The sequence below is a fragment of the Flavobacterium sp. PL002 genome (assembly GCF_054165825.1).
Genome location: NZ_CM135110.1, coordinates 3,860,829 through 3,880,270 on the forward strand (window position 1 = coordinate 3,860,829; position 19,442 = coordinate 3,880,270).

Below are 19,442 nucleotides of genomic sequence, written 5' to 3' on the forward strand. Positions count from 1 at the left end.
TCAATAAACTTTAAATAAATAAAATGGCTACAACTACAGTAAAAGCATATGGTGCAACGACACCAACAGAAGAATTAAAACCTTTAAATATAGAAAGAAGAGCAGTGGGTAAAGGTGATGTCAAAATAGATATTACTTACTGTGGTGTTTGTCATAGTGATATTCATACTGTTAGAAACGAATGGCATGGATCTACATATCCAGTAGTTCCAGGACACGAAATTGTAGGTCGTGTTGTAGAAGTTGGTGATGGAGTTAGTAGTTATAAAGTAGGAGATTTAGTTGGAGTAGGTTGTTTAGTTGACTCTTGTCAAACATGTTCTTCTTGTCAGAAAGACTTAGAGCAATTTTGTGAAGAAGGAGCAACATTTACTTATAACAGTCCTGACAAACATATTGAAGGTAAAGAAACTTATGGAGGATACTCGACTTCAGTAGTTGTTGATGAAAAATTTGTCTTGCGCATACCTGAAAATCTAGACGAAGCTGCAGCTGCACCACTTTTATGTGCTGGTGTAACAACTTGGTCTCCATTAAGTCACTGGAAAGTAAAAGCAGGCGATAAAGTAGGTATTGTAGGTCTAGGAGGCTTAGGTCATATGGGAGTTAAATTTGCTCATGCTTTAGGTGCGCATGTAGTAATGATTACTACATCTCCAGAAAAAGGAAAAGATGCGAAACGTTTAGGAGCTCACGAAGTTTTAGTATCTAAAGATGCTGAAGAAATGAAAAAACACCAAAACAGCTTCGACTTCATCTTGAATACCATTCCTGTAGGTCATGAGATGGATCCTTATATAGGTTTACTTAAAATTGACGCAACAATGGTTTTAGTTGGAGCAGTAGAGCCATTAAAACCATTCAATGGAGGAAATCTTATTATGGGACGTAAGCGTATCGCTGGTTCATTAATTGGTGGTATAAAAGAAACACAAGAAATGTTAGATTTCTGTGGAAAACATAATATTACGAGTGATATTGAATTAATCAACATTCAAGACATTAATAAAGCTTATGATCGTGTTACAAGTAATGATGTAAAATACCGTTTTGTAATTGATATGAAATCACTTAAATAATATATAATTTTATTTAACGATAGTAAAACAGCATCTAAAGTAAATTTAGATGCTGTTTTTTTTATTTTTAAGTTTAAATGTTTAGATCATGAAAAACACGTTCTAAACATTTTTTTTAATTAATAACAATGCTATTTATACAACAATCCATTTGTCGGTTCAAGCGGAGTAGGAAAAATTATTTCATCTTGATTACGCGCTTATGATAAATAACGAGGTGGATAACATTATACTAGTCATTGGAATGTCTTAAACTAAATATAATTTTATGGAATTTAATTACATCTAGGAATACTTGATAAATTTGGATTACAAAGTTTTGGAGTATTATATTTTACATTTAAAATATAATCACTTGGAAAGCCTTGAACGCGAGAAGTAGTTACATTTACATTATAATTACCTAAACTATTATCTCTTTTAGTGTTGTCAATAGAAACACCTAACGAAGGACCGTTGTATTCAAAACCAGAAGCTCCTGGTTTGCATACTTTTGCTTGTTCTGAACAAGGTAGATAAGGTAAAAATAAGTGTTTTAATTTTGCTCCTGTATTCTTGTAGATAACTTTTACATCCGTTACAGTTGAATTTTCGAATTTCCCAGGTTTAATACCATTTACAGCAGGGTTAGAACTATTATAAGCTAGTTCACTAAAGTCATTATCAATACGTACAGCCCAAGTTCTACCATTATTACGCTTGTATAATTCTGATACTGATCCATTACCAAGAATACCTTCAATATAGTTTTTAAAGTCTTGACCATTCGCTCTATTTTCTTTATCAAAAATTTCAATAAAACCATGTTCAACACGTACTGCATAAGCACATCCAATTGCTGTAACATCATTTATTGTAACTTTTCCGTTTTCCATAAAATGAGGTGAAAACATCACAGGTGTTAAGCCGTTGATATTAGTTACTTTTGTAGCAAAAATGTCTCTAACACCACCTTTATTAGCAGTCTTCATAGCTAAGTTATCTGTTTCTAAACGCAAAGTAACACCACCTGTACATTTTAAGTTCTTAAACAAAATATTGTCAGCAGCATAAGCTTGAATTAATCCATAACCGGTATGTGCATCAATTTGATTTATATTTTGAATTATACCATTATGTGGCCAAGCATCACCTGGTTTATTTGTAAAACTTACTAAAATAGATGCAAAAATGGTTTTTTCATCTTTTATAGTAAAATTAGCTAACTCAAAATTGGTTACATTACCTAAGTCTACAACGATGAGGTTTTGTGAAGAGTTATTTCTCAAATTAACAATAAAATTACCTCCTTTACCTACAATACTTGCGTTCTCAATTTTCCCTTCTGTTAAGCCAGCAAAATCAAAAATTCTATGATTCTTATTTGGAGAAAGACCTATAGTTGGATAAATTTCTGTTCCTTCTTCAATTTCTATGTGTACATTAGAAAGCATTTTAATGTTACTCAAATAATACTTTCCTTTTGGCATAAGTAATTTTCCTCCACTAGCATTAGATAAGCTTAAAATAGCTTCGTTTAATTTGTCGCTATCATCATTTGTATCGGTGTTGTTAGCACCAAAATCGGTAACTAAATTCTTCTTATTAGCGAGGACACTAGTTTTAGGTTTTTTGTAAAATCTTGAAGTGTTTTCCTCAAATTCTAATGGTTTCTCTTTGATTTCAGAATTTTGAATTTCTGATAAGTTTTCATACTCTTTACTGCATTTTACTGATAATAGCGCAATAAAAAAGACGTAAAATAATTTTAATTGTAATTTCATAATAAGGTTTGATTTTTATTAATGTGCAATTTACTACCTCAAGATGTTCCTGAATGAGTATTAATTACCAAATAATAAACCTATTTTACCTATTAAATTTATTTTAAATATAAAAAAATGACTATTAAATTAATAGGATATTTTTTCCAAAATAAGTCTGTGTTGTTCTAATTCAAGTGCTGTTAGTTAACCATTTTATTAGAAATTTTAGGGGCATTTTTATAATTTCCCACAGCGCAAAGCACCGTCTAATAAATGGAATTATAGTAAAGGTTCCTAATTTTGTAGCTATTAAATAAATACATTTAAAATATATATTGTACATCTTAAAATGTTGTTCTTTTAAAAATTAGGAATTAATTATCATTGCCGATGCTTTTATTCGCTGGTGATTTTTTAAATTTATCAGATATAAAAATAAACCAAAATGGAACACTCAATCATAATTAATCCGGCAACGGGAGAAGAAATAGCAAAATACAAAAGACTAACAACAGCAGAAGCAAAAGATAAAATAGCAGTTTCTAACACCGCTTACACAAATTGGAAACTGAAAACCTATGAGGAGCGTGCGGTTTTAATGCACAAGTTAGCAGCTATTCTTGACGAGAATAAAGAAGAATACGCGCAACTCGCCACGCGAGAAATGGGAAAAGTAATTGGTCAGTCGCGTAAAGAAATTGAAAAATGTGCTTTGATATGCAGGTATTATGCTGATAAAACTAAAGAATTATTAGCTGATAAAATGGTAAAAACAGAAGCGACTAAAAGTTACGTTACTTTTCAACCTATTGGAGTAATCTTAGCAGTAATGCCGTGGAATTTTCCTTTTTATCAAGTCATTCGGTTTGCTGTTCCTGCATTGATGGCAGGTAATACAGGCGTTTTAAAACATGCTTCTAATGTTCAAGGTTGTGCCTTAGCGCTAGAGGGAGCTTTTATTAAAGCAGGTTTTCCAGTTGGGGCTTTTAGTAATTTAAATGTAGACTCAAAACACGTTAAGGATATTATTGAAGATAAAAATATTGTTGCTGTAACTTTAACAGGAAGTGATCCTGCAGGTCGTTCTGTGGCTTCAATTGCGGGGCAGAATTTAAAGAAAACTGTAATGGAATTGGGTGGAAGCGATGCGTATATTGTTCTTGATGACGCTAACTTAGAACAAGCTACTGATCTAGCCACCTTAGGGAGATTACAGAATAATGGACAAACCTGTATCGCAGCAAAACGTTTTGTGGTTCTAGATACAATTTATGACGAATTCTTAGCTTTGTATTCTCAAAAAATGAAAGCGGCAATAATGGGCGAGCCCACTGATGAAGCATCTTATTATGGTCCAATGGCACGTGCAGATTTGCGTGATGAATTGCACGAGCAAGTTTTAAAAACGGTAGCACAAGGCGGTAAATTAGTGCTTGGAGGTGAGATTCCTAATAGAAAAGGCGCTTATTATCCAGCCACTATCTTAGCCGATTTAAAACCAGGAATGGAAGGTTTTGATAATGAGTTGTTTGGTCCTGTGGCTTCTGTGATTCGTGCTAAAGATGATGCTGATGCTGTTGCATTGGCCAATAATTCCCAATATGGTTTGGGCTCTGGAGTTTTAACAACAAATAATGAACGTGGTGAAAAAATTGCTTTGCAACTCGAAGCTGGAAGTAGTTTTGTAAATAAACTAGTAGTTTCTGATCCTCGTTTGCCGTTTGGTGGAGTAAAAAATAGCGGTTACGGTAGAGAGTTAGCTGCCTACGGAATCCAGGAATTTGTGAATACTAAAACCATTTGGATAGATTAATTTGTTTTTAAAAGTGTTGCTCAAAGCTGTATTCATAAATTTAAAAAAAGCAAGTGGGTATACTGAAAATAAAATAATTTATTGGGCGTGACATAAACCGCCACTATCGTTCTGGTTAATGTCGGGCTATACGTTGCAATCTTTTTATTTTTAAAGAAAAAATAAAAAGGATTTACACTACTATCCCTCACGCAACTACTTGGATTTAAAAGAGCTGTATTGCTTTAGTTAAAGTTGATTTTTAATAATTTAAAGCATGTAGTTTTAGTAAATAAAACAAGAAAGCCTTAGTGTTTAACTAAGGCTTTCTTGTTTTTGTAACTATTATTATTTATTCGTCTTCGTTGTCGTTTTCAAACAATTCAGGGTCTAATTCTTCATTTTTAGAAGGCAATTCAAAGAAACTGAATATGGAACCGCCATAACTTTTCTTGAACGAAAAATGAATCATGTGGTCTAGCTTGGTGTATTTAGAATGCTCGATTACCATCATTCCGTCTTCATTCAAAGTGTTTTTTTCGAAAATCAACAAAACAATTCTCTCAAAAGTAGCTTGATCTAAAGCGTAAGGAGGATCGGCAAAAACAATATCAAACGAAGCTTTATTTTTTTCTAAAAACTTAAAAACGTCACTCTTAGTGGCTGCAATATTAAAGTCATATTCACTCGCTGTTTGCTTGATGAATTTTACACAACCAAAATCACCATCTACAGCAGTTATAGGTGAACTTCCCCTAGAAGCAAACTCATAACTAATGTTTCCTGTTCCAGCAAATAAGTCGAGAATTTTTAATCCTTCAAAATTAAAGTGATTATTTATAACATTAAATAATGCCTCTTTAGACATGTCTGTCGTAGGACGTACCGGCAATCCCTTTGGTGGAGAAATGCGTCTTCCTTTGTATTTTCCTGAAATGATTCTCATGAGTTGAAAAGTATATAATTTTTCCTGTTTTCGGCCTCCGAAAAATAATTATTCCATCGCAATGCTTCTACATCAACTAGATTGACATTACGAATGTATTTGTATGCTATTTTATAAAATTCACTCTCTTCATTAATGTCTCCCATTAATTCAAGCGGAAAATTTTCGGGATTTAGATTCAGTTGTTCTGCGGTGAATAAAATATAGTAAATAAAGTCTTCAACGGTTTGGTATTCAAAAGAGTTGAAGAGTAGTAATTTTTGGTTTTGGATGACAGTAATTTCAAAATGGTTTTTATTGAAATGCACATACATGGTCTTACTGTCATTGTTTTTAGAACGGTCTAAAAGTTTAGATACTAAAATGCTATTAGCATGTTTATAATCGAAAGCACCAAATTTATCAATGAAAAAATTATTCATATTCACGTACGGAATGTAAACGGCATTGATTTGGTAATTGCTGATTTCGTCAAAAGAGAAAAAATCACTTTCAAAAACTTTAGTATTGTACTGCATGTAACTCGCAATGTATTGCTCATCAAACAAGGCAGCCGGAACAAATGTTGACAGGTTGTTGCTGTGAATAATTAATACATCATCATACTGATCATTTAATTGAGGATACTCGCGAAAAGCACTTGCAAACAAGTCCTCAATTTTTATGCCTTTATCGATGGTGTCAAATTGTACTTCGTGAAAAGAACTAACGGTACCATTGAGTGTATCAAAACAACAAAAAGAAAGTCCAGACAGTGAAACCTGAATGGAGAGTTTTTTATATTTCTTTTCGGTGATATTAATAGCTGTTGTTGACATAAATTAGTTTGTAATCCGTTTTTATGGGTAATGCCACTGGGATTAAATGAGATGACAAACTTACAATTTTTTTTTATTTTTATAGCGTTATCATTCGTTCAATTGGACAGAAAAGGAAGTGTTTTTTATAGTATACTTCCTTTTATTTAAAGCTTGTTTTTAATTGATAAATGTATCTTTGTACTGTAAATCAATCACTATGCAAATCAATTTGAATCCAGAATGGCAGTCTTTTTTATCAGATGAAATTAGCAAACCTTATTTTAGCAACTTACTACAAGAAGTTGATAAAGAATATGCTAGCGGGACTTGTTTTCCTCCAAAGGAGTTGATTTTTGCTGCATTTAATCAATGCAAACCTGATAATGTAAAAGTGGTAATTATAGGGCAGGACCCGTATCATGGAGAGGGAGAGGCAAACGGACTCAGCTTTTCTGTGAATGATGGTGTACGCATTCCGCCATCGTTACGCAATATAAATAGAGAGTTGTGTGAAGATTTAGAAAGTATTTTTATGCCCACATCAGGAAATTTAGAAGCTTGGACGCAGCAAGGCGTTTTGTTACTTAATGCAGGTTTAACAGTAAGGAAAGACAGTGCAAACAGTCACAAACACTTAAAATGGAGCTTGTTTACAGATGCTGTTATCCAGAAACTATCAGATGAAAAAGAGGGAATTGTATTTTTACTCTGGGGTGCTTTTGCACATAAAAAAGGAAGTAAAATTGACCGTAGCAAGCATTTAGTTTTAGAATCAGGTCATCCATCACCCATGAGTGCTAATCAAGGTAAGTGGTTTGGGAACAAGCATTTTAGTAAAGCAAACGCATATTTAAAAAGTACAGGAAAGCAAGTAATAAAATGGATATAAAAAACTCATAATAAGTGCAGTGTTTTGCGTGAGGGGTAGGAGCCAATGTCATTAAGTTAAGGATTAGATCACTCTTTTATAGTTATTTACGGATTTATATTTTCCTGATTGTCTTATTTTCGATTTTCTACGTTCATAATTTCTATTGGTCCTAATAGGCTCAAGATACCTCTCAAATAAATTTTGTAATTCTATTAATACTATTTTGGGTTCCTTTGATAGTAATAAAGCTATTATTTTATTTTTCATGCTTCCAATACTCAATGTCCTGTTAATTTGATAATCATGCTTCCTAATTTTATTTTTGATTTCCAGATAGGGCTCGCATTGCTTCTCTATTATACTTTGCAAATTTGACACCAAAGTTGTGGCATAAAAATCCTGTTCGATACTACAAATCGTATGCCCGCTAAATTGTCCTAACTGCAACACGTTTTTATCATGGCTGTAACTGGTCTCTATCTTCCATCTCATGAAATAAAGCGTTTTAAAAATCTCTTTTTTGTACTTTTTACAGTCGTACAAATTGGTTAGTAAAACTTCTATTTCTCCTGTTTCCAATTCTACCTTAATCATTCGTATAGCTATTGTTGTATGAAGAAAAACACTGAACCCATATTCTTTCATTTTATGGATGGCTCTATAATTTGGTCCAAGATTTACAACTTTATCAACATCTGGACTTAACATAAAAGCACTGACTTCCTTATTAAAACCTTGTTTGCATCGCATCACAAAATGTTTTGTCTTTTCCTGATGAATCAATAAATACATCAATGAAAAACTCGCAAATCCTCTATCATAAATAGACAAACTACCTTCTGGGATGCATTCAATATGCTGTGCAACTATACTTTTTTCACCAATTTTTATTGGATGTATTTTCGAGAATACAGTAATTTTATTCAACACATCATAAAACTTCATTATTCCAGCCATTGGGACTTCCTTAATATGATTTCCATGAGTACCAAAATGATTTTTTACTTCTTGCTTATCTACCAGATTAATAGTAGAACCATCCACTGCTATGAGTAAGAAACCATTCCATTTTTTGACCTTATCACCATAATAATTATAAAAAGAGTTTACTAATAGCTGATTCCAAACTTCAAAAAACAATGGTTTTAGCTTTTTTCTCTGGATACTTAACGCTGATTTTGTGCAGCTTAAATTCTCCGAAAGACAATTCTCAAAAAAATTTTGAATCTCTATAGATAAACTCTTTTTGAGCATGTTAACAATTAGAAACACAGTTCGGTTATAGGTCAATTTTCTATTTCTAGTAAAATCGGAAGCCTTATTTGTAAATAATTTTCTTAAATCATGATCAGTATTAATAATTTTTAAAAATTCTTTTAACTCTTCTATTATTTTTATATTTGCTTCTACCATTGGGATTGTATTTTTGTCAATTACAAAGAACCTAATTTAGGTTCGTAACCCAATGGTTTTTATCTATTTGTGTCTTAACTTAATGACATTGGGGTAGGAGCAAGCTACCGAAGTAGCGCGTATGACCCGACAGCGCAAAAAAAAGGAGCTAATTACCGCAATAGTAATTAGCTCCTTTTTATTTGTGGTGGCACGCCCAAATTAAGAACGTACTAATTTTTTATGATTTCTTCTAGAGTAGCTTTATTTTCTCCGTTGCTAATTTTTAAGGTGATAGGAATATTTTTCATTGTTTTTCCCTCAATAACATACACTTTAGCTTTTCTGAACTCAGTGTTGCTTTTGTCAAAATCTACATCGCCGTATTGTAATGTATTTTTAATGTCAATGGTATCTATCCAAGGTTCTGCAAGCACCTGAGATGCTTTTTCAGAATAATTAAAAGGTTTGTTTCTAATGTCATTTAAGACGCGCGCGTTAGGAAAATAGTTGCAACGGGTATCCTTACCAGTGAATACAAGAGCAACAAAAAAAAGACCTATAACTAATCCCACTAAATAGTAGGCAAAACGATGTGCAAACTTCATGAATTATTTTTTTGGCAAAGGTAAACGAAAGATTCTTTAAAATACAATTAAATTGATGTCGTTATTGGGTAAATCAAACCAATCGCCAATAGCCTTATTGGTCAGGATTCCGTGGTATAAATAGACGCCGTGTTTCAAGCCTTTGTCACAACGTATGGCGCTCTCTATACCGCCATCTTCGGCAATTTTCATAATAAACGGACTGATGATATTGCTGATCGAAAGGGAGGCCGTTTTAGAATATCGTGACGGGATATTAGGTACGCAGTAATGCACTACGTTACTTTTTATAAATGTAGGTTTCTCGTGTGTTGTCACTTCTGAAGTTTCAAAACAACCTCCTGTATCAATACTTACATCAACAATTACTGCTCCGCGTTTCATGTGTTCTACCATGGTCTCAGTAACAATAACAGGACAACGATCTACACCGCGCATACCGCCAATAGCTACATCACAACGACGCAAGGCTTTTAATAAGGCCTTAGATTGTATGGTTGACGTAAAAATCCTTTGGTTTAAACTGTTTTGTAAACGGCGTAGTTTAGTAATTGAATTATCAAATACTTTTACTGTTGCTCCTAGGCCAAGGGCTGTTTTTGCAGCAAACTCACCTACTGTTCCAGCGCCTAGAATAACTACATCAGTAGGAGGGACGCCGGTAATGTTACCAAATAGCAATCCTTTTCCAAATTCGTTTGTAATCATTAATTCGGCTGCAATAAGTACTGATGCCGTTCCTGCAATTTCACTTGAGGAGCGCACTACTGGGTAAGAACCATCTTGATCCTTAATATATTCAAAGGCTAGCGCAGTGATTTTTTTCTTGCTTAGTGCTTCAAAATAGCTTTTGTTTTTTGTTTTTAGTTGGATTGAAGAGATTAAAATCGTTTGATTATTCATCATTTCAATCTCGGCTAGTGTAGGCGTTCCTACTTTTAAGATCATAGGGCAGCCAAATACTTTTTTAGTATCATTAGTTACTTCTGCGCCAGCGTCACTATATTCTTTATCAGTATAACTAGAATTGAGTCCAGCGCCTGCTTCAATCATTACCCTATGACCGTGATAAGTCAAGGAATTTACAGCATCAGGAGTTAGGCAAATGCGGCGCTCTTGGTAACTAGTTTCGTTAGGAATTCCAATAAAAAGTTCGCTTTTGTGACGTGCTACTTCAAGTTTTTCTTCCTGAGGTAATAACTGTTCTTTTGTAAAAGGGGATAATGATATTGACATTTTGGCTACTAATTTTAGAGTAAAAATACGTAAAAAGTTTAAAAAACCGACTTTAGCTAGCACAAATCAATAAAGAAACTACTTTAAGAGTAATTCCATTTTGATATCTGCGCGTTCATAATCAGTGGTTTCTAGTGTTGTCTCCATAAAACCGTGCTTTTTATACAAATGCAGGGCGGGAGTGAGTTTCCTATTCGAGTATAAAACTAGCTTTTTTAAATGCTGCTCCTGAGCAACTTGAATGCTGTGTTGTACTAATTTATTACCTATTCCTAAACCTTGAACGCCATCAGTAACAGCCATTTTGCTCAATTCATATTCGGTTTCATTGATTTTTAATAAAGAGACCGTACCTACAATTTGGTTGTTGTACTGCGCGTAAAATATGTGTCCGCCTTGATCAATAATCTCTTCTTGTGGGTTAGAAAGCATTAACACATCCTTAGGCTCTACTTTAAAATAACGTTCAAGCCACTCTAAATTTAAGGTTTTGATATCCTCTTTTAAGTCAGCAGTAAATGGAATGATAACCACAGTATGATCTGGATTCATAGTGATGAATTAGCTTAAATGTAACAATCGTTTTCCGTCAGGCAATACCTCAATTTTAATGACGCTGTGTTCCTCTGGTATTAAACTAGCCACATTCTCAGCCCATTCTATAAAACACCAATTACCCGAATAAAAATAATCATCGGCACCCATGTCTAGTGCTTCATGCTCATTTTTTAATCTATAAAAATCAAAATGGTAAACCGTTTGATTAGTAGTGGTTTGGTATTCGTTAACTAAAGAAAAGGTTGGGCTGCTAGTAGCCTCCGTTACTCCAAGTGTTTTACACAATTGTTTGATAAAAGTAGTTTTTCCAGCACCCATTTCTCCATGAAATAAAATCACTTTATGTGGGTTCTCTGCAACTACAATTTCGGCCACTGAGGCAATGTCTTCTAATGAAAATATAAATTCCATTTACTAAATATTAATTTTAAATTCTGAATTATAAATTGTCAACTGTACCGCATTTAACTATCTTAAATGTGCAAATCGATAGCAATGTTTTTATAACGCAAATTTATGGATAACTTTTGCTAATTAAACACAAAGATTAAGATAGAAACTGTTTTTAATGTATGCCTAAAACCAGTACACTATAATTCAACCTACTTCATTTAAAATCGAGCGCAGTAGAAATGCAATATTTTTCACGACTGCACTCGAACTATAAATAGATTGTTTTATGAAACGTATTGGTATTACTTTGGGTTAAACACCAAGCAAGGTATAATCATCTCCTCTAGGGAAATTCCGCCATGTTGGTACGTGTTTTTATAATAACTCACATAATGATTGTAGTTGTTGACATACGCCAAGAACAAATCATTTTTTGCAAAAATATAAGAACTACTCATATTAATAGAAGGTAAACCTATTTTTTTAGGATCTTTTACCGCATATACATCTTTATACTCGTATGTCAAGCTACGTCCTGTTTTATAACGTAGATTCAAACTTGTGTTTTTGTCCCCTACAACCTTAGACGGATTTTTAACATTGATGGTTCCGTGGTCTGTGGTAAGGACCATTTTAAAACCTAGTTTTTGTGCTTGCTGAATAATCTCTAATAAAGGCGAATTTTTAAACCAACTCAATGTAAGAGAGCGGTACGCTTTATCATCAGAGGCTAATTCTTTCACTACATCCATTTCAGTTTTAGCATGGGACAACATATCAACAAAATTGTATACAATAGTCACAAGATCATTGTCTTTAAGGCCTTTAAAGTTCTCTACTAGTTTTTTCCCTGAGGAAAGATTAGTGATTTTAAAATAATCCTCTTTAATGTTCAAGCCCAAGCGTTTTAATTGCGCTGTAAGAAACTCAGCTTCATACAAGTTTTTCCCACCTTCCTCAGGATCATTTTTCCAGTACTGCGGAAACTGCTTTTCCATTTCTAAAGGTAATAATCCAGAGAAAATAGCATTACGCGCATATTGTGTTGCTGTAGGTAAAATAGCGTAATAAGGCACCTCTTTTTCTAATTTGTAATAATCAGCTACAACACTCTCAAAAGTTTTCCATTGATCATAGCGTAAATTATCAATTACTATAAAAAGTACCGGTTTGTCTTTCTTTACAATTTCAGGAACCACTAATTCTCTAAACAATTCATGAGATTGGATTGGTTTATCTGCCTTTGGTAAAAACCAATCCTCATAATTGCGCTCAATAAATTTTCCAAACATTGAGTTGGCTTCCGCCTTTTGAGATTCTAGAATCTCAATCATGCCTTGATCGTTAATGTCCTCCAGTTGCAGCTCCCAGAAAATTAGTTTTTTATACAATTCTACCCAATCTTCATAGGTATTGACCATTGCCATTTCCATGGTGATTTTTCTGAATTCTTTTTGGTAATCCAAGGTCGTTTTTTGCGAAATTAAGCGTGAGTGATCCAAGTTTTTCTTCAAACTCAATAAAATTTGGTTGGGATTCACCGGTTTAATCAAGTAATCAGCAATTTTAGAACCTATTGCTTCCTCCATGATGTACTCTTCCTCACTTTTAGTGATCATAATCATGGGAATAGCACTCTTTTTCTCCTTCATTTCTGATAGGGTTTCTAGTCCACTCATTCCCGGCATGTTCTCGTCTAGAAAAACAACATCAAAATTCTCTTTTTCAAAAATATCAATAGCGTCGCGACCGTTATTACAAGTAGTTACAGCGTAGTTTTTTTTCTCCAGAAACAGTATGTGGGGCTTTAGATAATCAATCTCATCATCAACCCATAATATTTTTATTTTGTCCATATATCTAGTCTAAAATTTAGTATCAATGTGCCAAATTACATTTTTTTAAGGCGCTTGGATATTAATATTATTATAAAATTTAATAGTATAACACAGTCTAGGGCATATTATTTCCCATGGGAGCACATAAGTTGTAATTATTTTTGGCGTGCCCTTAGAAACCACGATTGTTATTGGGTCATGTTGGGCAGTTCACTACAAGTCCGCGCCCCGCAAAAAAGCAGTGCTGTGGGCTTTTTGTTGTCGTCCCTCACGCGCGACTCGATTTATAAAGATGAGAATGTAATATTCAAACTTTTTCACAATTAAATTCTCTAATTACGGGAAACCATAAAACAACCCTAATTCTTTATTTTACATTTGGCTATCAAAAAATAAAAACAAATCATTAACATAATAAATCCTATATTTGAAAACCATTAAAAAGACAATTTTAATCCATAGTAAAAAGAAAGGCTGCTTTCCTTTTTATTGTGGTTTTTTGTTTTTTAAGCATATTTTAAATTTGGTAGAATAGGAAAGGATTTATAAGCGTGTTAAATAAAATTAGATAAAAATTAGTGATATGAAACGACTATTTTATATTGTAGTAATTGGGTTATTTGCTTGCGGAAGGCCTTCAGAGGAGAAAAAAAGTACTGCAGATAAAAAAGATAAGACAGAAATAAAGACTTCAACATTGCCCTTAATTGGAGAAGAAATTCAGGGAAATTTCTACGGCGATGGACAAAACTCAATTGCGACTGTTAAGAGAGTAAAAATTGGAAAGGGAAATCCGGTAGAAGACGGAACAGCTGATGAGTATGAGGTTCAATTTTCTGGTAAAAAGTTGAAATCGATTAGCTCAGGTTGTTGTGAAATTCGTTTAATCAATGAAGGAGATCTTAATAACGATGGTGCAGACGAAATTTCAATATTTCAAGCTCCCATGAATGGTTGTACTTATGCAATGACCACCTATTCTTTCACAAAAGGAGCTTGGAAGATAATCATTAAAACATTTCTAATACCAACAGGGTGCGAGTACATGAGTGATGAAGACTTACAAAATAGAATTTTTGTAGATAATAGTATGGTTTATTTTCTAGATACAGACATGGCTGATGAAGAGGTAAAACTGATTAAGAAGATAGCAACAATTGAATGAAACAAAGAATAAAAAAAGTATTAGTACATTAGTCACCAGAGTTATGTTATCATTTTATACCTAAAGTCCGTTATCTGGGAATTTACTTTTTTAAAAATAAAATAGTTGCGTTATAGAAAAGTGTGATATCGATTATTTTGAAAAAATAATATTTTAAATAAGTATTAATTAACAAAATAAAACCTATATTTGAAAACCACGAAAAACAATTTTAATCCACAATAAAAAGAAATACAACTTTCCTTTTTGTTGTGGGTTTTTATTTTTTGTTGGAGTAGGAATGAGTTGCCCCTTCTTAATTAAGAAAATACTTATAAATTTTATATTATAAGTTAGTTAGCAGTAATTTTACAGAAAAATCGTATAAATTTATAATAAATGGAGAAATATGAATTATGTACAAAAGAACTTTATAAAATACTTTCAACCAAAGGTGTGACGAACCTTTATCACGCAAACACAGTAGTTACTTCACTTACTTTTATAAAAAATAATGCTTTATTATCACGTTCATATGTTGAGAAAACAGGACAAAATCAAACAATGCAAAAATCTGATGCTGAAGATAAAAAATATAATGTTTGGGATGATGTATTTGTAGACGCACTTGATTTACATTATAAATATAAAAGACCAAATAAATATGGTCCGATATTATTTGTATTGAAATTAGAGTTATTATTATCTGCCAAATTTCCAATTGTTTATATCACAAAAAAAAATCCTTGGTATTGGAGAGATTTTCATACGATGGATGACAAATATTATTCAAATCTTGATGACGTAAAAAAAGATTATTTGACAAATAAATTAGATTCTCAAATAATGTTTACTTTCAAATCACCTAATAAAGAAGTCAGGTTGAGTGATTACTTACAGTTTATTGGAGTTGATAAACCTAATATTTTTGTGAATCTGAAATTAGGTGGGAATAAAAATGTAGGAGATTATGCTTTTGAAAAAATTAAAAATGAAATGGATTTATATGGTTTAGGTCACATACCAATTAAACATCGGCATCCACAAAATTCAACAGAAATATGTAACTGTAATTTTAATTATACGATACTTTACAACGCTAATTACAAAGAATTTGAAAAACGATTTAAATAAAAAAACTACTGCTAACAGCCGTTACAAGATATTTGGGTATTTGGCTGAATTTAAAGATGGTTTTGTACTTGGGAAATTTGTGCATAATGGAAAAAACTCGCATCTTTAATCCCAAACGTCTTGTAGCGCCAAGACGTTATGCCTCATACTAAAAAAAACCGATATAATTAAATAAAATGGCAGACAGAACAGCAATAGACACTATACGAGGATATTTTTATCAATTTGACTATTCGATAATTTCTCTTTTAAACTTATCAAATGATACAGATTCAATTTTAGTTGAAGGGATAGAAGACGTTGATATTACTACTGCAACTGAAACTTCTGCAATTCAATGTAAATACTACGAGAATACAGAGTATAATCATTCAGTTATTAAAAAGCCAATAATGTTAATGTTGGATCACTTCAAGCAAGTAAAATTAGGTAAACAAGCTCAGATAAAATATAAGTTAAAAGGTTACTATCAGTCAGGACACTTAAAACTGTTACTACCTTTAAGTCTTCAAAATCTTAAGGATGATTTTTTGACATATACTTGCACTGAAAAAGTCAACAATGTAAACACTAAAGTTAAACATTTTCATCACGATGATCTCACGTTGAATGATATAGAATTAAATGAATTTATACAATTACTTGAAATTGATATCAATGCTGTTGAGTTTGAAAAACAGTATAATAATATTATTACTTTATTGAAATCTACTTTCAGTTGCACTGAATTTTCAGCTGAATTCTATTTTTATAATAGTGCATTAAAAGTGATTCGAGATATTTCAAAAGATAAAAATCAATTAAACAGAAATATTACTAAATCAGAATTTCTTAAACGGATAAATAATTCAAATCTATTATTCAACGAGTGGTTTGTTTTGAAAAAAGGTAAGAACATACACTATTCTAATTTAAGAAAAGAATTTTTTGGTGACGTAAATATATTATTTAAAGAACGTTTTTTTCTATTTGAAATTAACCAGGGTTCTTATTCTAGAAGCGAGTTAAAAGAACTTCTATATTTAATAATTAAAAAATATTCTAAAATAAAATTACAAGAAAAACCTTTTTCACCTTATGTGTATATTCATGGAATAAATAATAAAGAATTAATAGAATTAAAAAAAGATTTAATTGAAGATGAACTAGTTATTATCGATGGTTTTGATTATGAAGGAGCCAAATTTAATCCAAAATCTGTTGTAAAAAAACCAACGCTTTCGAATTAAATAAAACTAAAATTTATCAATAATATAGATTTTTTAAATGATACTATTGAATTAACTGGAAGACGTACTGAAATTTTTCAATTTTATCTAAATGACATTTTTTTTGACTATAATTCAAGTTCTATTAAAGAAATAAAAATTCAAATTGACAATATAAATAAAATTAAAAATATACTATAATTATGAGCCTAGAAGATTTAAAAGAGCAAAATGCTCAAGTTATTGCTGTATTTCCAGATAAAGTAAAAATATCTGTTAAAGATTTGGATATATTTAGAAATGTTGATGAAACATTAAAAGTAGGTTCATACCTAAAAATTGAAGATAGTGAAAATGCTAGTTTAATAGCAATCATTGAAAATTTTCAAATATCAATACGAGATGTTAAAGATGCAAATGGAGAAATTATACATATAAGAGAGCATATTATTGAAGCATTTCCTCTTGGTGTTTTGAGAGATGGTAAATTTGAAAGAGGAGGAGATTCTCTCGCTATACCTCCAAAAGACGTCTTTCCTGCTACAATTGATGAAATCAAAAAAATATATGAAGAATCAATAACAACAAATGAAAGTTTTTGCTTCTCTTCACTTTCAACAAATCCTACAGTGAAAGTTCCAGTAAATGGAAATAAGTTTTTTAATAAACATATTGCTGTTGTAGGTTCGACAGGTTCCGGAAAATCACATACTTTATCATCAATTATTCAAAAAGCAGTTTCAGCTAAAGAAGGCAGTTTTTCATTAAATAATTCGCATGTTATTATTTTTGATATTCATTCAGAATATAAAGCTTCTTTTCCAGATGCGAATATAATAGATATTTCGAGTTTGATTTTACCTTATTGGCTTTTAAAAGGAGAAGAATTAGAAGAATTTTTTTTAGATACAGAAGCAAATGACCACAATCAAAGAACGATTTTAAAAGAGGCAATAGTTAATAACCGAAAATTAAAATTTGTTGGAACAGATGAAGAAAAAAATAAAATTCACTTTGATTCTCCAATTCCATTTGATTTAAAAGAAATCTTGCAATATGTTTCGAACAGAAACAATGAAAGAAAAATCACTAACAATGACATTACATGGGAAGATTCAAAAGGTTTTAAATTTGTCTTCAATGAAGAAAATTGCTATAGACTTTTTACTGAAAAACTAACATCAACCGGGACAGCAGCTGTTGGTCATAACGGGAAACTAATAAATTTCATTAATCGCTTAGAAAATAAACTTACTGATAAAAGATTAGACTTTTTGCTAGGCGAAAAGTCTACAAAAATATCTTTTGAGGATACAATAAAAAATTTAATTGGATATTCTGCATCAAATTCAAATGTTACTATACTTGATTTAAGTGGAGTTCCTTTTGATGTATTAAGTATTACCGTTTCTTTAATATCAAGACTTATTTTTGAATATGGTTATATATACAAAAGATTAAGATGTTTAAAAGATGTTGATGAGAAAATAAACAATGACATTCCAATATTATTAGTGTTTGAAGAAGCGCATAAATATGTGCCAAATAGTGACCTAGCTAAGTATAGATCAGCAAAACAATCAATTGAAAGAATAGCAAAAGAAGGTAGGAAATACGGTATAACATTATTACTTGCTAGCCAAAGACCATCTGAAATTTCGGAAACAATTTTTTCACAATGTAATAATTTTATTGCGATGAGATTAACTAATCCAGTAGATCAAAGTTATGTTAAAAAACTATTACCTGATTCATTAGGTTCTTTAGTTGATAAAATGACTTCTTTAAAACAAGGAGACGCATTATTATTAGGTGAATCAATAATTTTGCCTTCTATAGTAACAATTGATAGATGTAATCCTCAACCTTCTTCAAATGATATTCCATATTGGGAACTTTGGAAAAGTGAATGGAAGGATATGGATTTTGATGAATTAAAAAAAGAATGGTATAAATAGTATAGCGTAAAAGTACGAAGGCATAACAGCCGTTACAAGATTTTTGGCATTTGGCTGAATTTAAATATGGTTTTGTACTTGGAAAATTTGTGCATAATGGAAAAATCTCTCATCTTTAATCCAAAACCTCTTGTAGCGCCAAGACGTTGTGCGTCAGTTCACGCGCTGACCGGAAAATCACTATAAAATAATACTATGAAAGAAACAGAATTTAAGAACAAAAATTTCTATAGGATAGTCATTTTAATAGTTGGAGGATTGCTACTTAAAACAATTTTTATAACTTTTTATTATAATCAATCGGTTGGTATTATGCCAATGATAGTACAATTTTTATTGTTAGTTTTTATTTTAACTAAACATAAATACGCAAGAATTGGAATAATAATTTGGACAACTCTCTTTTTGCTCATATTTTCAGTAATTCAATTAGTCCAAGGATTAGTTAAAAATTTCAATTATGGAATTGACATAAATTGGCTAGAATATTATCTATTGATATCTGTAAATTTAATAGTTGGAACACTTGTTCTTTTTTACACAATAAAAACAACAAAAGTTATTATAGTAAATACAAATCAAGAATCTGAATTTTCTGAACTGCCGAAACATGATATAGAGAATTCTGAAAATTGAGCGCTAACAATGAATATACCATCTCAAAACGGTCGATTAATCCCACAGCATAAAAAAAAATGTAATACAACAGCTTATTTACAAGTCACTATTTATTTGAACCT

General features: G+C 31.6%; 17 protein-coding genes. 8 read left to right on the plus strand and 9 right to left on the minus strand.

The features are described 5' to 3' along the window. The first annotated feature begins 23 nt into the window (after positions 1-23). Positions 24-1,079, plus strand: a complete 1,056-nt coding sequence (locus tag ACVEGE_RS16910; RefSeq protein WP_173855076.1) for an NAD(P)-dependent alcohol dehydrogenase — start codon at positions 24-26, stop codon at positions 1,077-1,079. A gap of 275 nt (positions 1,080-1,354) precedes the next feature. Here ACVEGE_RS16910 and ACVEGE_RS16915 read toward each other — a convergent pair whose 3' ends face one another. After that, positions 1,355-2,842 carry a glycoside hydrolase family protein gene (locus ACVEGE_RS16915; RefSeq protein ID WP_192500586.1) on the minus strand — a complete coding sequence of 496 codons (1,488 nt, stop codon included), beginning with the start codon at positions 2,840-2,842 and terminating at the stop codon, positions 1,355-1,357. A gap of 427 nt (positions 2,843-3,269) precedes the next feature. Between ACVEGE_RS16915 and ACVEGE_RS16920 the strand changes: the two genes are divergently transcribed. Continuing rightward, a complete protein-coding gene (locus ACVEGE_RS16920; protein WP_192500587.1) occupies positions 3,270-4,637 on the plus strand; it encodes an NAD-dependent succinate-semialdehyde dehydrogenase in 1,368 nt (455 codons plus the stop codon). A 331-nt stretch (positions 4,638-4,968) separates the two neighbouring features. Here ACVEGE_RS16920 and ACVEGE_RS16925 read toward each other — a convergent pair whose 3' ends face one another. Together ACVEGE_RS16925 and ACVEGE_RS16930 are read right to left on the minus strand one after the other, a co-directional pair. Next, positions 4,969-5,562: an RsmD family RNA methyltransferase gene (locus tag ACVEGE_RS16925; protein ID WP_192500588.1), complete on the minus strand. Its 594-nt coding sequence runs from the start codon at positions 5,560-5,562 to the stop codon at positions 4,969-4,971. Beyond that, on the minus strand, positions 5,559-6,380 hold the full coding sequence (locus ACVEGE_RS16930; protein WP_173855078.1) for a DUF3822 family protein: 822 nt from the start codon (positions 6,378-6,380) through the stop codon (positions 5,559-5,561). Before ACVEGE_RS16930 ends, ACVEGE_RS16925 begins: the two co-directional genes overlap by 4 nt. A gap of 199 nt (positions 6,381-6,579) precedes the next feature. Between ACVEGE_RS16930 and ung the strand changes: the two genes are divergently transcribed. Beyond that, positions 6,580-7,251 (plus strand): uracil-DNA glycosylase, encoded by a 672-nt coding sequence (ung, locus tag ACVEGE_RS16935; RefSeq protein ID WP_192500589.1) that lies wholly within the window; start codon positions 6,580-6,582, stop codon positions 7,249-7,251. A gap of 63 nt (positions 7,252-7,314) precedes the next feature. On the opposite strand, the gene ACVEGE_RS16940 is transcribed toward ung, so the two are convergent. The 6 genes from ACVEGE_RS16940 to porX form a co-directional block, all read right to left on the minus strand. Then, positions 7,315-8,646, minus strand: coding sequence for an IS4 family transposase (locus ACVEGE_RS16940; RefSeq protein WP_192500590.1), 1,332 nt, complete (start codon positions 8,644-8,646; stop codon positions 7,315-7,317). 212 nt (positions 8,647-8,858) lie between these two features. Next, entirely contained in the window at positions 8,859-9,233 is a 375-nt protein-coding gene (locus ACVEGE_RS16945; RefSeq protein WP_173852161.1) for a DUF4258 domain-containing protein, read from the minus strand. 36 nt (positions 9,234-9,269) lie between these two features. After that, positions 9,270-10,469, minus strand: coding sequence for an alanine dehydrogenase (locus ACVEGE_RS16950; protein ID WP_173852163.1), 1,200 nt, complete (start codon positions 10,467-10,469; stop codon positions 9,270-9,272). 78 nt (positions 10,470-10,547) lie between these two features. Next, positions 10,548-11,021 (minus strand): GNAT family N-acetyltransferase, encoded by a 474-nt coding sequence (locus ACVEGE_RS16955; protein ID WP_192500591.1) that lies wholly within the window; start codon positions 11,019-11,021, stop codon positions 10,548-10,550. Between the two features lie 9 nt (positions 11,022-11,030). Continuing rightward, positions 11,031-11,438: a tRNA (adenosine(37)-N6)-threonylcarbamoyltransferase complex ATPase subunit type 1 TsaE gene (gene tsaE / locus ACVEGE_RS16960; RefSeq protein ID WP_192500592.1), complete on the minus strand. Its 408-nt coding sequence runs from the start codon at positions 11,436-11,438 to the stop codon at positions 11,031-11,033. Positions 11,439-11,722: 284 nt separating this feature from the next. Then, positions 11,723-13,276, minus strand: coding sequence for a T9SS response regulator signal transducer PorX (gene porX, locus ACVEGE_RS16965; RefSeq protein ID WP_192500593.1), 1,554 nt, complete (start codon positions 13,274-13,276; stop codon positions 11,723-11,725). Between the two features lie 565 nt (positions 13,277-13,841). On the opposite strand from porX, the gene ACVEGE_RS16970 reads away from it, so the two are divergent. From ACVEGE_RS16970 to ACVEGE_RS16990, 5 genes are all read left to right on the plus strand, one after another. After that, complete coding sequence (locus tag ACVEGE_RS16970) at positions 13,842-14,423, plus strand: hypothetical protein (RefSeq protein ID WP_192500594.1); 582 nt, start codon at positions 13,842-13,844, stop codon at positions 14,421-14,423. Positions 14,424-14,801: 378 nt separating this feature from the next. Further along, positions 14,802-15,536 carry a hypothetical protein gene (locus ACVEGE_RS16975; protein ID WP_192500595.1) on the plus strand — a complete coding sequence of 245 codons (735 nt, stop codon included), beginning with the start codon at positions 14,802-14,804 and terminating at the stop codon, positions 15,534-15,536. A gap of 176 nt (positions 15,537-15,712) precedes the next feature. Beyond that, complete coding sequence (locus ACVEGE_RS16980; protein WP_458008580.1) at positions 15,713-16,765, plus strand: DUF4297 family anti-phage-associated protein; 1,053 nt, start codon at positions 15,713-15,715, stop codon at positions 16,763-16,765. A 182-nt stretch (positions 16,766-16,947) separates the two neighbouring features. After that, entirely contained in the window at positions 16,948-18,702 is a 1,755-nt protein-coding gene (gene herA / locus ACVEGE_RS16985) for an anti-phage-associated helicase HerA (protein WP_192501347.1), read from the plus strand. Between the two features lie 195 nt (positions 18,703-18,897). Beyond that, on the plus strand, positions 18,898-19,338 hold the full coding sequence (locus ACVEGE_RS16990) for a hypothetical protein (protein WP_192501346.1): 441 nt from the start codon (positions 18,898-18,900) through the stop codon (positions 19,336-19,338). The last annotated feature ends 104 nt before the right edge of the window (positions 19,339-19,442 follow it).

Coding starts and splice junctions, on each gene's coding strand:
- ACVEGE_RS16910 (WP_173855076.1), top strand. CDS start 24: ATGGCTACAACTACAGTAAAAGCATATGGTGCAACGACACCAACAGAA.
- ACVEGE_RS16915 (WP_192500586.1), bottom strand. CDS start 2,842: ATGAAATTACAATTAAAATTATTTTACGTCTTTTTTATTGCGCTATTA.
- ACVEGE_RS16920 (WP_192500587.1), top strand. CDS start 3,270: ATGGAACACTCAATCATAATTAATCCGGCAACGGGAGAAGAAATAGCA.
- ACVEGE_RS16925 (WP_192500588.1), bottom strand. CDS start 5,562: ATGAGAATCATTTCAGGAAAATACAAAGGAAGACGCATTTCTCCACCA.
- ACVEGE_RS16930 (WP_173855078.1), bottom strand. CDS start 6,380: ATGTCAACAACAGCTATTAATATCACCGAAAAGAAATATAAAAAACTC.
- ung (WP_192500589.1), top strand. CDS start 6,580: ATGCAAATCAATTTGAATCCAGAATGGCAGTCTTTTTTATCAGATGAA.
- ACVEGE_RS16940 (WP_192500590.1), bottom strand. CDS start 8,646: ATGGTAGAAGCAAATATAAAAATAATAGAAGAGTTAAAAGAATTTTTA.
- ACVEGE_RS16945 (WP_173852161.1), bottom strand. CDS start 9,233: ATGAAGTTTGCACATCGTTTTGCCTACTATTTAGTGGGATTAGTTATA.
- ACVEGE_RS16950 (WP_173852163.1), bottom strand. CDS start 10,469: ATGTCAATATCATTATCCCCTTTTACAAAAGAACAGTTATTACCTCAG.
- ACVEGE_RS16955 (WP_192500591.1), bottom strand. CDS start 11,021: ATGAATCCAGATCATACTGTGGTTATCATTCCATTTACTGCTGACTTA.
- tsaE (WP_192500592.1), bottom strand. CDS start 11,438: ATGGAATTTATATTTTCATTAGAAGACATTGCCTCAGTGGCCGAAATT.
- porX (WP_192500593.1), bottom strand. CDS start 13,276: ATGGACAAAATAAAAATATTATGGGTTGATGATGAGATTGATTATCTA.
- ACVEGE_RS16970 (WP_192500594.1), top strand. CDS start 13,842: ATGAAACGACTATTTTATATTGTAGTAATTGGGTTATTTGCTTGCGGA.
- ACVEGE_RS16975 (WP_192500595.1), top strand. CDS start 14,802: ATGGAGAAATATGAATTATGTACAAAAGAACTTTATAAAATACTTTCA.
- ACVEGE_RS16980 (WP_458008580.1), top strand. CDS start 15,713: ATGGCAGACAGAACAGCAATAGACACTATACGAGGATATTTTTATCAA.
- herA (WP_192501347.1), top strand. CDS start 16,948: ATGAGCCTAGAAGATTTAAAAGAGCAAAATGCTCAAGTTATTGCTGTA.
- ACVEGE_RS16990 (WP_192501346.1), top strand. CDS start 18,898: ATGAAAGAAACAGAATTTAAGAACAAAAATTTCTATAGGATAGTCATT.